Source organism: Fictibacillus sp. KU28468, assembly GCF_026153615.1.
GTDB classification, from domain to species: Bacteria; Bacillota; Bacilli; order Bacillales; family Fictibacillaceae; genus Fictibacillus_C; species Fictibacillus_C marinisediminis.
The window spans coordinates 1,820,531-1,838,071 of the sequence record NZ_CP110666.1 but is presented as its reverse complement, the minus strand read 5'-3'; the positions used below and the strand labels follow the sequence as shown (position 1 = coordinate 1,838,071).

At 42.5% G+C, this 17,541-nt stretch carries 17 protein-coding genes and 7 tRNA genes; 5 read left to right on the top strand and 19 right to left on the bottom strand.

Annotated elements, in window-relative coordinates; translation table 11 throughout:
• Window positions 1–237: 237 nt before the first annotated feature.
• Entirely contained in the window at window positions 238–432 is a 195-nt protein-coding gene (locus OKX00_RS09475) for a hypothetical protein (RefSeq protein WP_053357876.1), read from the top strand.
• A gap of 22 nt (window positions 433–454) precedes the next feature.
• On the top strand, window positions 455–916 hold the full coding sequence (locus OKX00_RS09470; protein WP_199805076.1) for a hypothetical protein: 462 nt from the start codon (window positions 455–457) through the stop codon (window positions 914–916).
• Between the two features lie 62 nt (window positions 917–978).
• Here OKX00_RS09470 and phoU read toward each other — a convergent pair whose 3' ends face one another.
• The 18 genes from phoU to OKX00_RS09380 form a co-directional block, all read right to left on the bottom strand.
• Complete coding sequence (gene phoU, locus OKX00_RS09465; protein WP_062234963.1) at window positions 979–1,638, bottom strand: phosphate signaling complex protein PhoU; 660 nt, start codon at window positions 1,636–1,638, stop codon at window positions 979–981.
• A 21-nt stretch (window positions 1,639–1,659) separates the two neighbouring features.
• Window positions 1,660–2,439: a phosphate ABC transporter ATP-binding protein PstB gene (gene pstB, locus OKX00_RS09460; protein WP_062234960.1), complete on the bottom strand. Its 780-nt coding sequence runs from the start codon at window positions 2,437–2,439 to the stop codon at window positions 1,660–1,662.
• An 11-nt stretch (window positions 2,440–2,450) separates the two neighbouring features.
• A complete protein-coding gene (gene pstB, locus OKX00_RS09455) occupies window positions 2,451–3,281 on the bottom strand; it encodes a phosphate ABC transporter ATP-binding protein PstB (RefSeq protein WP_265410216.1) in 831 nt (276 codons plus the stop codon).
• Window positions 3,282–3,304: 23 nt separating this feature from the next.
• The gene (pstA, locus tag OKX00_RS09450; RefSeq protein WP_265410215.1) at window positions 3,305–4,192 is read right to left on the bottom strand and encodes a phosphate ABC transporter permease PstA; all 888 of its coding nucleotides are present in this window, start codon (window positions 4,190–4,192) and stop codon (window positions 3,305–3,307) included.
• Window positions 4,192–5,103, bottom strand: coding sequence for a phosphate ABC transporter permease subunit PstC (gene pstC, locus OKX00_RS09445; protein WP_248254681.1), 912 nt, complete (start codon window positions 5,101–5,103; stop codon window positions 4,192–4,194). Before pstC ends, pstA begins: the two co-directional genes overlap by 1 nt.
• 107 nt (window positions 5,104–5,210) lie before the next feature.
• Window positions 5,211–6,116 carry a phosphate ABC transporter substrate-binding protein gene (locus tag OKX00_RS09440; protein WP_265410214.1) on the bottom strand — a complete coding sequence of 302 codons (906 nt, stop codon included), beginning with the start codon at window positions 6,114–6,116 and terminating at the stop codon, window positions 5,211–5,213.
• A gap of 272 nt (window positions 6,117–6,388) precedes the next feature.
• Window positions 6,389–8,401, bottom strand: a complete 2,013-nt coding sequence (locus tag OKX00_RS09435; RefSeq protein WP_265410213.1) for a peptidoglycan D,D-transpeptidase FtsI family protein — start codon at window positions 8,399–8,401, stop codon at window positions 6,389–6,391.
• A gap of 113 nt (window positions 8,402–8,514) precedes the next feature.
• Window positions 8,515–9,792, bottom strand: coding sequence for an MFS transporter (locus OKX00_RS09430; RefSeq protein WP_265410212.1), 1,278 nt, complete (start codon window positions 9,790–9,792; stop codon window positions 8,515–8,517).
• 156 nt (window positions 9,793–9,948) lie between these two features.
• Window positions 9,949–10,560 carry a superoxide dismutase gene (locus tag OKX00_RS09425; protein WP_053357866.1) on the bottom strand — a complete coding sequence of 204 codons (612 nt, stop codon included), beginning with the start codon at window positions 10,558–10,560 and terminating at the stop codon, window positions 9,949–9,951.
• Window positions 10,561–10,849: 289 nt separating this feature from the next.
• Window positions 10,850–10,925, bottom strand: a tRNA-Phe gene (locus OKX00_RS09420).
• Between the two features lie 13 nt (window positions 10,926–10,938).
• Window positions 10,939–11,015 (bottom strand) — tRNA-Met (locus OKX00_RS09415).
• Window positions 11,016–11,192: 177 nt separating this feature from the next.
• Window positions 11,193–11,285: transfer RNA gene (locus tag OKX00_RS09410), tRNA-Ser, on the bottom strand.
• A 13-nt stretch (window positions 11,286–11,298) separates the two neighbouring features.
• Window positions 11,299–11,375, bottom strand: a tRNA-Ile gene (locus tag OKX00_RS09405).
• A 34-nt stretch (window positions 11,376–11,409) separates the two neighbouring features.
• A tRNA-His gene (locus OKX00_RS09400) sits at window positions 11,410–11,485 on the bottom strand.
• A 17-nt stretch (window positions 11,486–11,502) separates the two neighbouring features.
• A tRNA-Met gene (locus OKX00_RS09395) sits at window positions 11,503–11,579 on the bottom strand.
• Between the two features lie 6 nt (window positions 11,580–11,585).
• Window positions 11,586–11,660, bottom strand: a tRNA-Asn gene (locus tag OKX00_RS09390).
• 144 nt (window positions 11,661–11,804) lie between these two features.
• The gene (locus OKX00_RS09385; protein WP_265410211.1) at window positions 11,805–12,287 is read right to left on the bottom strand and encodes a DUF456 domain-containing protein; all 483 of its coding nucleotides are present in this window, start codon (window positions 12,285–12,287) and stop codon (window positions 11,805–11,807) included.
• 31 nt (window positions 12,288–12,318) lie between these two features.
• Entirely contained in the window at window positions 12,319–13,923 is a 1,605-nt protein-coding gene (locus tag OKX00_RS09380) for a Na/Pi cotransporter family protein (protein WP_265410210.1), read from the bottom strand.
• Between the two features lie 182 nt (window positions 13,924–14,105).
• Between OKX00_RS09380 and OKX00_RS09375 the strand changes: the two genes are divergently transcribed.
• A complete protein-coding gene (locus tag OKX00_RS09375) occupies window positions 14,106–14,873 on the top strand; it encodes a DUF1189 domain-containing protein (protein ID WP_265410209.1) in 768 nt (255 codons plus the stop codon).
• A gap of 41 nt (window positions 14,874–14,914) precedes the next feature.
• Here the strand turns inward: OKX00_RS09375 and OKX00_RS09370 are convergent, their stop codons facing one another.
• A complete protein-coding gene (locus OKX00_RS09370; protein ID WP_053357863.1) occupies window positions 14,915–15,790 on the bottom strand; it encodes a DUF1002 domain-containing protein in 876 nt (291 codons plus the stop codon).
• Window positions 15,791–15,984: 194 nt separating this feature from the next.
• On the opposite strand from OKX00_RS09370, the gene OKX00_RS09365 reads away from it, so the two are divergent.
• Together OKX00_RS09365 and ispG are read left to right on the top strand one after the other, a co-directional pair.
• A complete protein-coding gene (locus OKX00_RS09365) occupies window positions 15,985–16,314 on the top strand; it encodes a hypothetical protein (protein WP_265410208.1) in 330 nt (109 codons plus the stop codon).
• A 97-nt stretch (window positions 16,315–16,411) separates the two neighbouring features.
• Complete coding sequence (ispG, locus tag OKX00_RS09360) at window positions 16,412–17,512, top strand: flavodoxin-dependent (E)-4-hydroxy-3-methylbut-2-enyl-diphosphate synthase (RefSeq protein ID WP_265410207.1); 1,101 nt, start codon at window positions 16,412–16,414, stop codon at window positions 17,510–17,512.
• Window positions 17,513–17,541 lie beyond the last annotated feature (29 nt).

Sequence of the window (17,541 nt, the reverse complement as noted above, 5' to 3'; positions counted from 1 at the left end):
TAGAATAAGCTTTGTAAATTTTTTGAAACCGTTTGCTTTACAAACTATTTACTGAATAGTATTAAAAATCGTCATTTTTCTACAAATTTTTGAGCAGATGCAGCAGTTTGCTAAATAAGAGGCCTAAAGGGATGTCGAAACACCGCAAAAATTTCGATAATTTGGCGAAAAATCTACTCATCACATGAATACTATGGTATAAAAATAAGTGGTATGTTTTTATAAGAGGAGGATACAATGGAAATTATCATTTTTTCCCTATTGGCATTAGGAATCATTTTACTCGTCATCTCGTTCCGCAAGGACAAAAGCAATAACCTGGAAGTACAGCTTGAAAACTTTTCGATTCAATTAATGAAAGAAATGTATCAAGTAAAGAAAAAGCTTAAAGTGCTTGAAGATGAAATGATGATCAACGAGAAAGCTAAATAAATAAATTAATTACGAGGGATTCATGATGACAAATAATACATTAAGAGGTTTCTCAGCCGGGATGATCCTGGCTACAGGATTAATTGCAGGAGTTTACTTTACACAGGCTCCTCCGGAGAAAGAAGCCGAATTAAATGACAATACAGTCAATACCTATCTACACTCCAAAAATATGACAGCTATTACCACCGAAGAACTTCAAACCCTCAAAGCAAGCCGGGCAGCTGCCGCTCCAAAAGCGAGTGAGCCTGCTACTGAGGCGAAACCTGCAGAAAAAGTAGTCTACAACACTACTTTGCACGTTTCAAGAGGAATGAGCACAGGAGAGGTTTGTGACTTCCTTGAAAAAGAGAAGATTATCAAGGACGGAAAATCGTTCCTTAAATATCTCCGCAGCCATAAGCTTGAAGGGGAAGTCCGGTTTGGAAGTTATAAGGTGAACAGCAAGATGAATTTCAAAAAGCTTGCTGACACCCTCACCTAATACACTCATTAACAAAATAAAAAAAGGGGGCCAGCTTAACTGCTGACTCCCTTTCTGTTGTGCTATTCATTTAAGCCGTAGCGTTTGCCCTTTACGAGATATAAAATGTTTTCAGCGATATTCGTCGCATGGTCTGCCGTTCTTTCAATATAGCGGCATACGAAAGACAGCTGGGTGATCTGAGCGAGAGAATCTGGATGCTGGGTCATCAGCTCTAACAGCTCCTGAATAATCTTTCCATACAGTTCATCGACGGAATCGTCGGTATCAGCAAGGTTTTTCGCCAGTACTATATCTTCGTCAACATATGCTCTGATGGAATCTGAGAGCATGCCGATCGCGATATCAGCCATCCTCGGAAGATCTACGAGTGGTTTGATCAGTGGTTTTTCACCGATTCGAATCGTTGATTTTGCGATATTGACGGCAAAATCAGCCATGCGCTCCACATCGGAAGATATCTTAATCGCGGCAATGATTCTGCGCAGATCTGAAGCCACTGGTGCCTGCTTGGCGATAAGGAGGATTGCTGCGTCATTGATCTCATCTTCGAGCTGGTTGATCCGCTGGTCATTTTCAATTACCTCAAGAGCTTTATCCACATTTTGTTCCTTTAACGCTTCCATGGATTCTTTTAATGCGTACTCTGTTAATTCACCGATTTCAACGAGCATTTCTTTAAGTTCATTCAATTGGATCTGAAAGTTTTCACGTACCACCATTTTTCGTCACTCCTCTTCTTTTTATCCAAAACGTCCGGTCACATAGTCCTCTGTCCGCTTATCTGAAGGAGCGGAAAAGATTTTGCTCGTCAGATCGTATTCAATCAGTTCACCCATCAAGAAGAATGCCGTACGGTCAGAAACCCTTGCCGCCTGCTGCATGTTATGGGTAACCATAACAATGGAATAGTTTTTCTTCAGCTCAAGAGCGAGTTCCTCGATTTTTATAGTTGAGATCGGATCGAGTGCAGATGTTGGTTCATCCATCAAAATGACATCCGGCTTGGTGGCAATGGCTCTGGCAATACATAACCGCTGCTGCTGGCCTCCTGACAAGCCTAAAGCAGATGTATTTAGCCGGTCCTTCACTTCATCCCACAAAAACACATCTCTTAATGAACGTTCTACAATCTCATCCAGTTTCCCTTTTTTCTTTACCCCATGAATTTTGGGTCCGTAGGCTACATTTTCATAGATTGACTTTGGAAAAGGATTGGCTTTCTGGAACACCATACCGACTTTTTTTCTCAAATCGACAAGGTCCACCTTTCCATTGATTAAGTTATGATGGCCGTAATTAATTTCACCGGACATCCTGACTCCCGGGATATTCTGGATCATTAGGTTCAACGTTTTGATAAACGTTGATTTCCCGCATCCCGATGGTCCGATGATTGCTGTTATCTCATTATTGTAAATCGTAAAATCGATATCTTTCAGTGCCAGATTTTTTCCGTACCACAAATTTAAATTCTTGATATCAAAAACCATTTTCTCTGCTGCCAATACTGCTTGTCCCATCATTCTCCCCCTTATCCGAAGCGGCCTGTAATATAGTCTTCTGTATCCTTTTTTGATGGATTCGTGAAGATCTTATCTGTCTTATCAAATTCAACCAGCACTCCATTTAAGAAGAAAGCGGTCTTATCTGAAATACGTGAAGCCTGATGCATGTTATGCGTCACAATTACAATGGTATAATCCTTTTTCAGCTCTATGATCAGGTCTTCAACCTTAGCATTAGAAATAGGATCCAATGCAGACGCAGGCTCATCAAGGAGAAGGATGTTCGGTTTCATGGCCAGGGTTCTGGCAATACAAAGGCGCTGCTGCTGCCCGCCAGACAATGATAAAGCCGACTCATGAAGCCTGTCTTTAACTTCATCCCACAAAGCGGCCTTCCGAAGGCTTTCTTCCACAATTTCATCAAGCTTCTTTCTCGAACGGATTCCGTTGAACTTCAAAGCATGCGTAATATTATTGTAGATAGACTTAGGAAATGGATTGGGCTTTTGAAACACCATGCCGATTTCTTTCCGAAGAGCGACAACATTTATGTCATCGCCGATCAGATTAACATCGTCATAGATGATTCCACCTGTGCTTCGTGCCCCGGGAATCAGGTCATTCATACGGTTAATGGAACGAAGGAAGGTTGATTTTCCGCAGCCTGACGGACCGATCAACGCTGTCACACCGTTTTTCTCGATTGAAAAATTGACCTCTTTTACCGCATGGTTGTCACCGTAATAAATATTCAAGTTTTCGATATTTAAAGCAACCGGATTATTCTCTTTATTCGGTTGTTCAGTTAGTTGTTCAGTTAATGGTTTTGTCTCTTTTTTTTCCATCACAGTTTTCATGTTACCCCACCTATATTCTAAAGTTATTTAGAAGCTGTTATCTTTCTGTGAACCACACTGCCGATCCAGCGGGCCAGCAAGTTAAAGATCAATACAGAGATAATCAGAACTGCTGAGGATCCGTCTGCCACTTCGCGCACATCAGGAATTAACCCTTGTGTGTTAACCGCCCAAATATGCACCGCAAGTGTTTCTGCCGGACGGAACACGTTAAGAGGAGAAGTCGAATCAAACGGATTCCAGTTTGCGAAATCAAGCGTTGGCGTTGTAAGTCCTGCCGTAAAGAGCAATGCTGCAGCTTCACCGAACACACGGCCTGATGCAAGAATCGCCCCAGTTAGAATGCTTGGAAATGCTGCCGGAAGCAGGACCGTTTTGATCGTGTGCCAGTGTGTGATTCCCAGAGCAAGACTAGCTTCTTTTTGGTCTCTTTGAACCGTACGGAGGGCATCTTCACAAACCCTTACCATAACAGGAAGATTAAACACTGTAAGTGCCAGTGCGCCCCCGAGGATTGAATATCCCCAACCAGTAAGATTAACGAACATTAATAATCCAAACATACCGATGACAATCGATGGCAATGAAGCCAATACTTCAATACATGTTCTGATCGCATTTGTCAGCTTCCCTGGACGTGCATATTCTGCCATGTAAATTCCGCCTCCAAGTCCAAGCGGAATCGTGAACACCATGGTTAGGAAGAGAATATAGAAAGAGTTAAAAAGCTGGTTCCCAATACCTCCGCCTGCTCTGAAGGAGCTTGATGGAGAGGTTAAAAATTCAAGGTTAAGCTTTGAAAAACCATGAAAAATAATATATCCGAGCAGTCCGACTAGAACAGTAACGATCGTTGCTGCGATCAAGTAAAAGATAGAGGTAGCAATGCGGTCTGTAACTTTGCTGTTCATTAGAACTGCCTCCTTGAAGAAAGATAACGAATTAAGATGATAAAGATAAAGGACATCGCTAAAAGAATAAGCGCAAGCGACCAAAGAACATTATTTTCCACACTGCCAAAGGTCGTGTGCCCCATGTTCAACGTAATGATGGTCGTTAATGTAGCTGATGGATCAGTGATCGCAGATGGAAGTGTACGAACGTTTCCGATGACCATCTGAACAGCAAGTGCTTCACCGAACGCACGAGCCATCCCAAGAACAACAGCGGTTAAAAGTGTGGGCATAGCCGCAGGAATCAGTACTCTCCAAATGGTTTGCCAACGTGTCGCACCGATCGCGTAAGAAGATTCCCTTAGCCCCTTTGGCAACGAGCTCATCGCATCTGTAGCGATACTTGTTACTGTAGGGAGAATCATAATGGAAAGGACAATCATACCTGCGAGCAAACTGAATCCTTGTCCGCCCACTGTATCGCGGAGGAACGGAACAAGAACGGAAAGGCCGATGAATCCATAAACAACAGATGGAATACCAACAAGCAATTCAATAACCGGCTGGAGAATCTTTTTTCCCCAGGAAGGCGCAATTTCCGTCATAAAGATTGCACCGCCAATACCAAGAGGTGCTGCAATTAAAGCAGATAGGATGGTAACAGCAAAAGAACCAATTATGAATGGCAAGGCACCATAGGCTGGACTCTCTGCGTTGGTTGGATTCCAGTTCGTGCTGGTTAAAAATTCATAAATACTTACCCCGTTATTAAAAAAAGCTTGTAATCCTTTAGTACCCAGGAAAATCGTAATAGCAATCGTGGCACTTATAATGATCAGTGCACTGATTAACACTATGGACTTCCCCCGCATTTCCATTTGAAGTGCAGACTTGTTTGATTTTTTCAGCAGCCTTTGACTGGCTGTCATTGTCTTATTATCCATTTTCGTACCTCCCCAAAACGCCCTAACAGGGTAAATATCCAATTCAATATGGATACTTACCCTGATTTAGGCCTTCTTAACTTTCTTTATGGTTACTTTTTCGTAACTTTCCCTTCGGCATCACGATTAACTTTCATTTTGCTTACAGGGATGTATCCTTGATCAGGAACAAGTTTATTTTGAATGTCATCGCTCATTAAATAATCAAGGAACTGTTTTTCCAAGCCTTTTGGCTCTCCTTTAGTATAAGAGTGCTCATAAGCCCAGATTGGGAATTTACCTGTTTGTACGTTTTCATCAGTTGGTTTAACTCCATCAATGCTAAGTGGTGTTACACCGCTGTTATCTGTGAAGTAAGAGAACGCAAGGTAACCGATGGCACCAGGAGTTTCTTTGATTAGCTTTTGAACCGTGTTGGAAGAATCTTCTGTCGCAGCACCTTCAACCGGGTTTTGTCCATCAAGAGCATATTTTACGAATGTAGCACGAGTACCTGAAGAGTCAGGACGGTTGATCAACGCGATCTTTTGGTCTTTCCCACCAAGTTCTTTCCAGTTTTTCACTTTTCCTGTGAATACTTTAATCAGGTCTTTTTTAGAGATATCTTTAATGCCTACTTCCGGGTTTACCGCTGCAGACATACCGACTACTGCAACTTGGTGATCTTTAAGCTTGTCAGCCGGGATCCCTTCTTTTTCTTCAGCGAAAACATCAGAGTTACCGATCTTAACAGCACCTTGAGCAACTTGGCTTAAGCCTGTTCCGCTTCCGCCTGCTTGTACTTGAATATCAGCGTCAGGGTTATCTTGTTTAAATTGTTCTGCTGCTGCTGCAACGAGCGGCTGCATTGCACTTGATCCCGAGATAACGATAGAGCCTGATGCTTTTTTGCCGCCATCTGTTGACGCACCTTCATTGTTTTTGTTTCCACATGCTGTAGCGAACACGAGGAGCATAGCGAGTACTGCTAAAAGGTAAGCTGATTTCATTTTCTTCATGTTTTAGGTCCCCCTAGAATGGTTTTAAAAGATTTTTTTTGATAGAGATTCTGCTTCATCTGTGTGTCCTTTGTCTCTATCGCACACCCCCAACAAGTTCTGTTAATCACTTTACATTTCTAGAATAAGCGACGATTATTAACGCTGTTTGAACGTAATGTAAAGAGATTGTAAATAAAGCGAGACTACAGTACTATGTTCTTCTAACTAGAATAATTTATGCTCAATAAAAAAACACGCCCAAAGGACGCGTTTTTTATCATCATATCTAGTTAATTTTTCTTATTTCCGTCTTTCTTTAACTTAAAGTACTCATCAAGTGCCGCCGCACCGATCTCATTGTTGAGTGAGCCTTCGCGAACATTCGGCACAACAACGGCAAAAGCCACTTCAGGATGGTCATAAGGAGCATAACCAATCAATGTTTTATTGTTTAAGCGGGATTTCTTGTCCACCTCAGCCGTCCCGGTTTTGCCGGCGGGATTATAACTCTTATGTTTAAAATAAGCTGCGGCAGTCCCCTTGCTTCCGACCATAACCTGGCGGAACCCCTGATGAACAACATCAAGGTACTCCTGTTTCATTTCAATTTTATTCATAACATTGGGTTCAAACTTATAGTCGAGTTTCCCCATTTTGCCCGGCTGAACAGATGGCTCGCGCACTTCCTTCAGCAGATGTGGCTGCATGCGGTATCCATTGTTTGCAATGGTTGAGACATACTGAGCCATCTGCAGAGGCGTATACGTATCAAATTGTCCGATCGCAAAAAACATCGCCTGTGCCAATTGGTGACTGACCCCTGTATTATAACCAGTCGCTTCGGACGGCAGATCGATTCCGGTCGGCACACCAAGACCAAACTGGCTGTAAGAATCTCTTAAGGTTTTAAAAGCCTGGTCGACATGGCGGTCAATGTAACGCTTATGGGAATAGTCATAGCCGGCAAGCTTCATGGCGATATTCCACATATAAACGTTCGAGGAAGCTTCCAGCGCTTTAACAGGGCCAATACTGCCCAAGCTTTCATGTGATTTCATCTTTCTGCCATCGCCAAACGTTAGGGGCGCATCGTAAAAATGCGTGTTCGGCGTGATCGCGCCTTGCTGCAGACCGGTAAGCACTGTTGCTCCTTTAACGGCAGAACCCATGGCAAATGAATTATAAACCGTTCCAAATGGAGCATTCTTATATTTTCCTGTTTTCTTATCATATTCCTTACCTGCCATAGAAAGGACTTCTCCGTTTTCCGGATTGAGCATGACGACATAAGCAGACGTCAAATCGCGGTTCGCGTAAGCGGAGCCTCCAGACTTGGCTTGTTTTAGTTCTTTTTCAATAATTTGTTCCACTTTTTGCTGAAGCTGCATGTTCACGGTGAGTATGAGGTCTTTGCCCCTGGATCCATCAACCTCTACCGGATCACCAACCGGATTGCCCGATTTATCGGTCACAAACTCCATTTTCGATTTTTGTCCTCTAAGCAGTGATTCATACTGCTGTTCAAGGAAACTGGTTCCCACTTGATCATTGCGTTCATTTCCCCGTGAAACATAATAATCCATCTTACTCTGCGGGATCTGTTTTACTTGCCCGAACAGTGCCTTGAACGTATCACCATAAGGATAATCCCTTTTCGCATCAGGCTTTATATCTACTCCCGGCAATTCAGCCAAATGCTCACTTATGGCTGCAATCTCTTTTTGAGTTGCACCAATCTTAATTCGCTGAGGTGTCAGGGCATATCCTCTGTCCATCTCCCGTTTGATGGCCAATACCTCAATTTGATGAGGAGTAAAGCTTTTCAGATCCTTCTTAGTGATCCGATCAAGCATAAGATTGTAATAAGCATCATCGCTCAGGCCTTTTTTCTCTTTCAGGCTGATCCTGCTTTCTACTTCTTTTTTATTTAAAAAGATAAAATAATCTTTCTTATCCCGTTCTGTTACGCTTTTTGTATCTTTCTGAATATAGCCCGCCAATTTTTTGGCGATCGCCTGGCGGTCCTCTGCACTCGTCTTCTGAGTGCGGGTATACGTGATGGAATAAAGCGGCTTGTTGTCAACCACCACTCGATCCTGTGTGTCGAACATTTTCCCTCTCGGAGCATCCAGCCTTGCAGTCACATTTTCCTTTTTATCAGCGGACCTGTGATATTCTTCACCCTGTACGATCTGAACATAGCCCAATCTGAAGATCAAAACTGAAAAAAGGAAAAAAACAGCCAGAAACAACGCATTCAGACGAACCGGTACATGATTCTTTTTCTTTTTTTCTTTAGTCATTCATTCCACCCTTACTTATGTATGGAAATAGTTCGATACTATTTTTCCATTTTCGACAAATTGATTTACTAAAATAATTTTAACAGTAAATCAATGTTTCCGAAAGAAAAATGTCATACCCTAGTCCCATCTTCCTTGTCTGTATTGTTCTGTGAATAGTTCGACATGATCTCAGATTTTTGAAGGGTAGCAAACCGAATTGATCTTACACAAAAATAAATGATAAAGTGACCGGCTCCCAGTACAGGCAGCAGCACCGGAATACTGTAGTCTCCATTAAAGTAAGTGATCGTTATAAGCAAAATAACAATAGAAAGAATCCGTCCTGCATTTAAATACAATTCCCTCACGACAATATATTCGACCCTCATCGGCCCAGCGTTATCCGAGCGTCCAATCACATCATATGTCAGGGAAACATACGGAACGAGCAGCAGCGGATAGGCGATGGAAATGACCACACCATAAAAGAGAAGCAGCGGAAAAGTGACTTGAAGCAGAAAGAGGAACGGAGAAAGGAATAGGATCAATCCTCCGACAAAGATGGATTTCTTCCTTCTATCTCTGGTCATCATCCGGGAGACGATAAAATAACCAACAAAAGAAACGGCAGATTGAACAAGCCCAAATGTTCCAAGCGCAAATTCACTGTCTGAAATAATGTATACCCATATGACGATCAAAAAAATGAACGTCCCTTCCCTGAATCCCTGAAAAAAATGGGCATTTAGGATGCGGCCCCAATTTAAGTTGGTTTCTCTCGACTTAAGGATCTTCCAGACAAAAAACTTCCCCTCGGCCTTCTGTCTGCTTAAGAAAAAACTGATGATAACCGCACTGAAAAATAAAACCAATGAAACGCTGAAGATGATGCGGTAGCCAGTAAACTTATCCAGCTGCGAGATTAAGAATCCGGAGCTAATCGGACCGACCATACCCGATAAGGAAGTTAGCACCCCAAGGTAGCCGTTAAAGTTATCCCTTGTATCAGGTTCTGTCACTTCAAAGGTCAGCACGTTAAAAGCCAGCCAATAAAATCCAAGCCCAGCTCCGAGCAGTCCGCCAAGAATGAGCAGATACTCACTCGCCTGCTTGCCGAGGAAAAGCACATACAAATAAAAAAGCGATAATATGATGACACCAATCCGCAGTACAATAACCCTGTCAATTTTTTTTGTCAGCTTACCTGCAATAAAAAAAGCAACAGGCTGAATGCACACAATTGATAAATTATACAGAGCGATATCCTTCAGCTCACCAGATTGCTTCCATAAATAAATGTTAACAAACGTATTAGACAGAGCCGTACTCAATGCAAAAAGCCCTCCTACCACAAGCAATAGCAGCAATTCTTTCGTTCTGTCCGTGTCTCCAAACAAATTGAACTTCATTTTGTTCTCGCCCCTTTGCAATTCACATGTAGTTTTCACATCCTGAAAGGGGCTATTCGCCAAACGAAGAATTGGTTTTTATTGTATATCATTAGAAAAAGAGTATAAAAAAACCGGCCAGGGTCTTTTTCAAAGAACCTGGCCGGCTTTACCGCATTATTTTGCTTCGTTATAACGTTTTTCAACTTCATCCCAGTTTACTACATTCCAGAATGCATTAATGTAATCTGGACGTTTGTTTTGATAGTTCAAGTAATATGCATGCTCCCAAACATCAAGACCTAAGATTGGAGTTTTGCCTTCCATCACAGGGTTATCTTGATTCGCTGTGCTTGTTACTTCAAGCTCACCGTTATTAACAACTAGCCAAGCCCAACCAGATCCAAAACGGCCTTTTGCAGCATTTGCAAACTCTTCCTTGAATGAATCAAGGCTTCCGAATTTGCTGTTGATGCGTTCAGCTACTTCACCAGTAGGTTCGTTGGATCCGCCTGGTTTCAGGATTTCCCAGAATAAGCTGTGGTTCGCATGTCCGCCGCCATTGTTGCGTACAGCTGTGCGAATGTTTTCAGGCAATGCATCAAGATTGGAAAGAAGGTCCTCTAGGCCTTTGTTTTCAAACTCAGCTTGGCCTTCAAGCGCTGCGTTCAAGTTATCAACATACGTTTTGTGATGACGGTCGTGGTGAATATTCATTGTAGTCTCATCAATGTGTGGTTCCAGTGCATTTGCAGCATAAGGTAAAGCAGGCAGTTCAAACTTTGCCATGATCAATCTCCTCCTTGGTATGTAAACATTTTTTTATATTTCATTTTGGAGAAAAAACCCCAAAATTGAAAACATAGTTAAGCAACAATAATGTTTAATAAGTATCCCAACTCATACATTATCAGATTTACCCGGAACTTTCAACGATTAACCCTCTTTAATCAAAGCTTATTATGTACATAGCTGGACTTCTTTTATCCCTTGTTATGGGAGATATTAAAACAAAAGTTTTCTCATTAAAAACAAAAAACCTTCACCACGCTGGGCAAAGGTTGACTATGTATAAAAATGGTGGCTCGAGACGGAATCGAACCGCCGACACGAGGATTTTCAGTCCTCTGCTCTACCGACTGAGCTATCGAGCCAATTTAGGTATTATGGTTGCGGGGACAGGATTTGAACCTGCGACCTTTGGGTTATGAGCCCAACGAGCTACCAGACTGCTCCACCCCGCGATGATATTAAGTTTACGGACGAGGTCACTCCTCCGCAGTTATTACTGTCTCTCAGAGGCTTTACCTCTTCCTCTACTTGAGTAATCATTGGAGTGTATCCGTCGAGGTTACTCGCAGCATAATCATGCTGTAACGCTCGTTGCTCCACCCCGCTATGATATAAAAATTAAGAAATTATGGAGGAGGTAGAGGGATTCGAACCCCCGCGGGTTGTTACACCCCTGTCGGTTTTCAAGACCGATCCCTTCAGCCGGACTTGGGTATACCTCCACGTGCTGAAAAATGGTGGACCCTGTAGGACTCGAACCTACGACCAATCGGTTATGAGCCGACCGCTCTGACCAACTGAGCTAAGGGTCCATTTTATGTATTAAAATAGTTATGTAAATAAAAATGGGGCGACCGATGGGAATTGAACCCACGAATGCCGGAATCACAATCCGGTGCGTTAACCACTTCGCCACGATCGCCATCGCCTTAAAAAATATGGTAGCGGCGGAGGGAGTCGAACCCACGACCTCACGGGTATGAACCGTACGCTCTAGCCAGCTGAGCTACACCGCCATATTTTGGCTCCACAGGTAGGACTCGAACCTACGACCGATCGGTTAACAGCCGATAGCTCTACCACTGAGCTACTGTGGAACAATGTTGTCCTCTAAGGGACAAAAATTACTATATCATTTTCAAGCTATGTAAGTCAAACCTTTTTTTTATGACCATTTTGAAAGCCATCGGTGAGACAGACATAAATATAGCACGTCTCCAACATTTTAGCAAGGACTATTTTTATAATACGACAAAAAGAAAATAGCCAATCATGATCACTTGAATGATAATCTTGGCAACCGTACCTCCCAAAAAACCAAGAACTGAGCCAAACCCTACCTTAGCCGCTTCTCCTATTGATTTTCGCCCGATGATCAATTCTGCAATAAACGCACCCAGAAACGGTCCGGCGATGATGCCGGCAACGGGAATCACAAATGGGCCAAGGAGCAGGCCGATCGTGCTGCCCCATACGGCCGCTTTGGAACCGCCCCGTTTTTTTACTCCATACAAATTGCTGAAATAATCCACTACAAAAAGAGTTGCCAGCAAAAACACTTCTACCCCGATGAAAAAGGGCGTAAATGGCTGAAAGGAATAAAAAATACCATAGAGCACAAACCCGAGAGCCAGAAAAAGCGCTCCAGGCAGTATGGGAAAGATCAGGGCAGCGAATGCCAGAACGAACGACATGCCGATTAATATCCAATATACATAATCCATCAGAAAGCCTCCTGTAGTGTTTTAAGTAGGTTTATCGTTCAAGCACTGCTTCTGCAATATTGACAGAATGGTCTCCGATCCTTTCCAGATTGCTGATAAAGTCTACATACACTACACTTTCTTGGCCGGTGCTTAAATTGTTGTTGATGTCCTGAATGTGTTTCTTTCTCAGAGTTTTCTCCATTTCATCAATATCGTCCTCAATGTGCAGAACTTCCTCAGCCATCGGTTTATCGTTCGTCTCAAGAGAAATAATCGCTTTTGTCAGGCAGGATTGGGTCAGGATCATCATGTTTTCAAAGTCGCGTGACGTTACTTCCGAAAGTTTAATATTATTTCGTGCCATAAAGCAGACCAGATCTATCATATTTTTCATATGATCCCCGATTCTTTCGATGTCCTTGCACAGATTTAGAAGCATCGTATGCTCTTTAGATTCATTCTTGGACAAGGAATGAATAGAAAGTTTAACGAGAAACTTGGTGATTTGCCTGTCAAACCGGTTAATCTCTTCTTCATACTGCATGGCTGTATCGGCATGCTTATTTTTCCGGGTCTGGAAGAAAAGCAATGCCTGGCTAAGCCCCTCTCTTGAATAGTCAGCCATTTTAAGCAGCTCCTGCCTAGCTTGATGCAGGGCAAATTCCGGAGAACTGTTGATGACTTTCTCGTCCAATTTTACCGTCTTGCTGTCGACAGACCATTGATCATCTTTAATCAATTTTGAGACTGTAAAGACCAGCAATGAAATAAATGGAAACAGGATAATAACATTGCCGATGTTGAAAATTCCGTGCGCAAAGGCAATTTGCATGGGCGGCTCCAGATGGAGACTGCTTGAAATCCATTGGATCAACCCTTTGTAAGGGATAAAGATAATCACAAAAATAATCGTCCCTATGATATTGAACAGCACATGAACCAGTGCTGCTCTCTTGGCATTCTGAGAGGCCCCGAACGATGCGATCACAGCTGTGATGGTGGTTCCGATATTATCACCAAAAAGAACAGCAAGGGCACCGTTTAAATGAATCAGGTCCATTGAAAACATCTGCTGCAATATGCCCACGGTCGCGCTTGAGGACTGAAGGATCATTGTTGCCAAGGTTCCAATGGCGATGCCCAAAAACGGCTGATCGTTTAAATGTGCCGTGATGTTTTGAAAATCAAGGGAGGACTGCAAAGGTTCCATCCCTGCTCCCATTAGCTGCAGCCCATAAAATAGCCCGCCCAGTCCGAATAAAATTCTTCCGATGAAAACATATTTGTAATTCCGGATAAAAAAAACGAAGAATGCCCCTGCCGCAAGCATGGGCAGACCAAATCCCGCTGCATCAAATCCAATGATAAAAGCAGTGAATGTAGTTCCGATATTGGCTCCCATGATGATCCCAACTGCCTGTCTAAGCGTCAGCATTCTTGCATTTACGAGCCCTACCGTCAAAACCGTGGTGGCGGAACTGGATTGAATGAGCATGGTTACGAATAAGCCAGCCAAAATTCCTGTAAATGTATTGGTCGTCAGACTGTCCAAAAGGTTCCTCAGCCGATCACCGGCAGAGTTTTGCAGACCCTCACCTAAATATTTAATTCCAAATAGAAAAAGGCCGAGCCCGCCTAAAAATTGAAACAGCATATCCTGAACACCCAATTGAATTACAACCCCTTTTATCTAATCATTCTTATGCCATTATCTAGTTTTATGAAGGTCATGTAAAGGCGCTTCGCAAAACCTTTACAAAGGAATGGTCTTCTCATTGTCTGTTTCCACATTATTCGCTAAAATTAATACAGACCATTCAGGAAATGAGGAGTTCAATGAGAATTTTCAAACATTTTTTCAAAAGCCTGTATTCCCCTCCGATGATTGCCCGTCTTCGTTTTCAGGGAATCGGCAAAGCCATAGGCTATGTATTTTTTTTGATCCTGCTGACATCAATCCCGGTGGGTATTGCCTTTTCTTTAGCCTTTAAATCGGGCATAGATGAATTCAAGCAATCAATGACTTCTGAGATTCCTGACTTTTCGCTGCAAAACGGAAAGCTAACATCCGATCTGAAAAAGCCTGTTGTTCGTACAGACAGCAGTGAAACCTTCATTTTTGATACAACAGGATCAATAAAAGAAGATGATCTATCAGATTATACAAACGTGATCGCTCTCTTGCATAACGAAGCAATCGTCATATCCGGCGGAGAAACTCAGAAGGTTCCTTACAATACCCTCGGCGATGTGAAGCTGACCAAGAAAGATATCAGTTCCTGGACAAACACCTTATTCGATCTGCTGCCGGTGCTGATACCTTTGTTATTTTTATTTATCTATGTCTTTACGGTCGCGTTAAAGTTTATCGGAGTTACGGTTTTGGCCGTCATCGGATTGGTGCTGCAAAATATCAGCCATCGAAAGCTTTCTTACAGGCAGCTGTGGATCATGTCTGCCTATGCCGTAACACTTCCTACTGTTTTCTTTGCCATCATGAAACTTTTACATACAGACGTCCCCTTCTCTTTTCTCATCTATTGGGCAGTGGCTTCTGTTTTTCTTCATCTTTCCATTAAAGAAACTCCACAGCCAAAAGGATAAAAAAAGAAGGAGCCCTAACCAGGCTCCTTCTTTGCTTTTTCTTATTTTTGGAACAGGCCTTTTATGCCATCAATTATGGAAATAATAAAGTCGATGAACTTTTGGAGAAAAGATTGCGTTTCGTCTTTATTTAAAAATCCATCCAGGTTATCACGGACATTCTGCAGCTGATTTTGAACATTATCCCAATTAATGTTAAGATCCTTCATTTTGTTAAATAGTGAAACGAGTCCGTTCAGCTCTTCATCTGTCAGCTGAATTCCGAGACGCTCAGCTACCCGTTTGATGAGATCACGAAGTTCATCTTCATTATTAACCGGATGTTTGGCCAGCTCTTGTTTGATTTCTGTAATAAGCTGTGTGGCTTCCTTCGTTCCGATTCGATCACCAAGCTGTGCCGTTCTTACAACCTCTTCATTGGCAACTTGCTTCTTTTCCTCAGGGATATTCACGTTAGCTTTCTGTTCATAGGCCTTAAGGATTCCTGTAAGAGCAGCTGTTCCAGACACTTCGAACGGAGCAGTAACATAGATGTCTGCATCCTTTACTCCTGCTGTTACAAGAGCATTAACAATCATGCTGTCGGTTACCCAGTTGATGTTTTTTGAATCCACATGCAGCCCTTTCCCCTTCTCGGCAAGTGTGATTTTTGAAGATGAGATAGCACGTGTTCCTAATTGCGCTTTGGAAATATACTTACCGAGATATTGATGCTCTTCTTCGTTCGTTACATTTACGGAATCAACGTTAGAGTCAACACCCATCTCTTCTAAGATTTTTGCCTTTTGGTCAGGTGTCAGATCTTCGCCAAGTGTTACGATTACATCTCCAGGCGCTGCATCAGCAAATGCTTTTAAAGGTACCATGAATGTAAGTACGACCATTATTGGCACTAACCATTTTGCATTCCATTTCATGTTTATACTCCACCTCATTGTTTGTATTTCCCTTTTTGACCCTGTATCTTTCTCTTTTTCTTGCAGATATACTTCCATTTTACACCACATAACTTTCAAGGAGCAATTTAATACTTGAAAAATAGGTGTCTAAAGGAATAAACCGAGAGGCCGCAGCATATATATTCTCCATATATCAAAAGGGGGACAAGCCTTTGAAAAAATTTCTGCTCTTCTGCCTGTCACTAGTTATTGTTTATACCATTGCTTATGATCTCAAAATTGGAACTCTACAGTCCTATAGCTCAAAACCAGCCCCCGTTTCTGCGGTCAGTATAAAAAATAGCACACCTTATAAAAAAGTGAAAGTTTCTTCTGGAGATACCGTTCTTTCGATCATTGAAAAGGTGAACCCCGCTTCCCTTTCCAAGCCAATTCCTGAGATTATTAAGGACTTTCAGAGATATAATCACAATATCCGGCCTGAAAGCATTCAAGTTGGAAGGATGTATAATTTTCCGGTCTATAAAGAACTAAAACACTAGATTTCTTGCCAAACTAAAGGAACCCTTGATAAAATGTACTACTGTACAGATGTTGCTTTTTATCTGTCATACTAGAAATTAAAGGAGCGGTTCACCAATGAGTGAAATTACGCATCGTTCAAAAACGAGACCTGTCAAAGTCGGCCCTTTAACAATCGGCGGCAACGACCAGGTAATCGTTCAAAGCATGACGACTACAAAAACACATGATGTTGAAGCTACTGTTGCAGAAATCAAACGCCTGGAAGAGGCAGGATGCCAAATTGTCCGCGTCGCCTGTCCTGACATGCGCGCAGCAGAGGCTATTGCCGATATAAAAAAACAAATATCCATTCCGCTTGTCGTTGATATTCATTTTGATTATAAGCTCGCTCTTAAAGCGATTGAAGGCGGCGCCGACAAGATCAGAATCAACCCGGGCAACATCGGGCGCAAAGAAAAAGTAGAAGCTGTCGTTAAAGCAGCAAAAGCTAAAGGTATTCCGATTCGTATCGGTGTTAACGCGGGCTCTCTCGAGAAGAAATATCTTGAAAAATACGGATACCCGACTGCAGAAGGCATGGTTGAGAGTGCACTTGATCATATTAAGATTCTCGAAGATCTTGATTTTCATGACATTATCGTGTCCATGAAGGCTTCTGATGTTAACTTGGCAATAGAAGCGTATGAAAAAGCAGCACAAGCCTTTGACTATCCTCTCCATCTCGGCATCACAGAATCCGGTACTCTTTTTGCCGGAACCGTAAAAAGTGCAGCAGGATTGGGTGTTATCCTCAGCAAAGGAATCGGAAACACACTCCGTATATCTTTAAGTGCAGACCCTGTTGAGGAAGTGAAAGTGGCAAGAGAGCTGCTGAAATCGTTCGGATTGCTTTCTGATGCAGCTACACTGATTTCTTGTCCTACATGCGGAAGAATTGAAATTGACCTGATTTCAATCGCAAATGAAGTAGAGAAATATATCTCTAAAATTCGTGCGCCGATTAAGGTTGCTGTACTCGGCTGCGCCGTTAACGGACCAGGAGAAGCGCGCGAAGCTGATATTGGCATCGCAGGCGCAAGAGGCGAAGGTTTGCTTTTCCGCCACGGAGAAATTGTACGCAAGATTCCAGAAGATCAGCTTCTTGATGAGCTGAAAAAAGAAATCGATAAATTGGCTGAAGAACATCATGCCAAACAACAAGCTGAATTTGTATAATAACAAAAAGCCTGCCGGATGAACCGGCA

Coding starts and splice junctions, on each gene's coding strand:
- OKX00_RS09470 (WP_199805076.1), top strand. CDS start 455: ATGATGACAAATAATACATTAAGAGGTTTCTCAGCCGGGATGATCCTG.
- pstB (WP_265410216.1), bottom strand. CDS start 3,281: ATGAAAACTGTGATGGAAAAAAAAGAGACAAAACCATTAACTGAACAA.
- OKX00_RS09380 (WP_265410210.1), bottom strand. CDS start 13,923: ATGCTGTTTCAATTTTTAGGCGGGCTCGGCCTTTTTCTATTTGGAATT.
- phoU (WP_062234963.1), bottom strand. CDS start 1,638: ATGGTGGTACGTGAAAACTTTCAGATCCAATTGAATGAACTTAAAGAA.
- OKX00_RS09370 (WP_053357863.1), bottom strand. CDS start 15,790: ATGAAATGGAATGCAAAATGGTTAGTGCCAATAATGGTCGTACTTACA.
- pstC (WP_248254681.1), bottom strand. CDS start 5,103: ATGACAGCCAGTCAAAGGCTGCTGAAAAAATCAAACAAGTCTGCACTT.
- pstA (WP_265410215.1), bottom strand. CDS start 4,192: ATGAACAGCAAAGTTACAGACCGCATTGCTACCTCTATCTTTTACTTG.
- OKX00_RS09385 (WP_265410211.1), bottom strand. CDS start 12,287: ATGGATTATGTATATTGGATATTAATCGGCATGTCGTTCGTTCTGGCA.
- OKX00_RS09475 (WP_053357876.1), top strand. CDS start 238: ATGGAAATTATCATTTTTTCCCTATTGGCATTAGGAATCATTTTACTC.
- OKX00_RS09375 (WP_265410209.1), top strand. CDS start 14,106: ATGAGAATTTTCAAACATTTTTTCAAAAGCCTGTATTCCCCTCCGATG.
- OKX00_RS09425 (WP_053357866.1), bottom strand. CDS start 10,560: ATGGCAAAGTTTGAACTGCCTGCTTTACCTTATGCTGCAAATGCACTG.
- OKX00_RS09435 (WP_265410213.1), bottom strand. CDS start 8,401: ATGACTAAAGAAAAAAAGAAAAAGAATCATGTACCGGTTCGTCTGAAT.
- OKX00_RS09430 (WP_265410212.1), bottom strand. CDS start 9,792: ATGAAGTTCAATTTGTTTGGAGACACGGACAGAACGAAAGAATTGCTG.
- pstB (WP_062234960.1), bottom strand. CDS start 2,439: ATGGGACAAGCAGTATTGGCAGCAGAGAAAATGGTTTTTGATATCAAG.
- OKX00_RS09440 (WP_265410214.1), bottom strand. CDS start 6,116: ATGAAGAAAATGAAATCAGCTTACCTTTTAGCAGTACTCGCTATGCTC.
- ispG (WP_265410207.1), top strand. CDS start 16,412: ATGAGTGAAATTACGCATCGTTCAAAAACGAGACCTGTCAAAGTCGGC.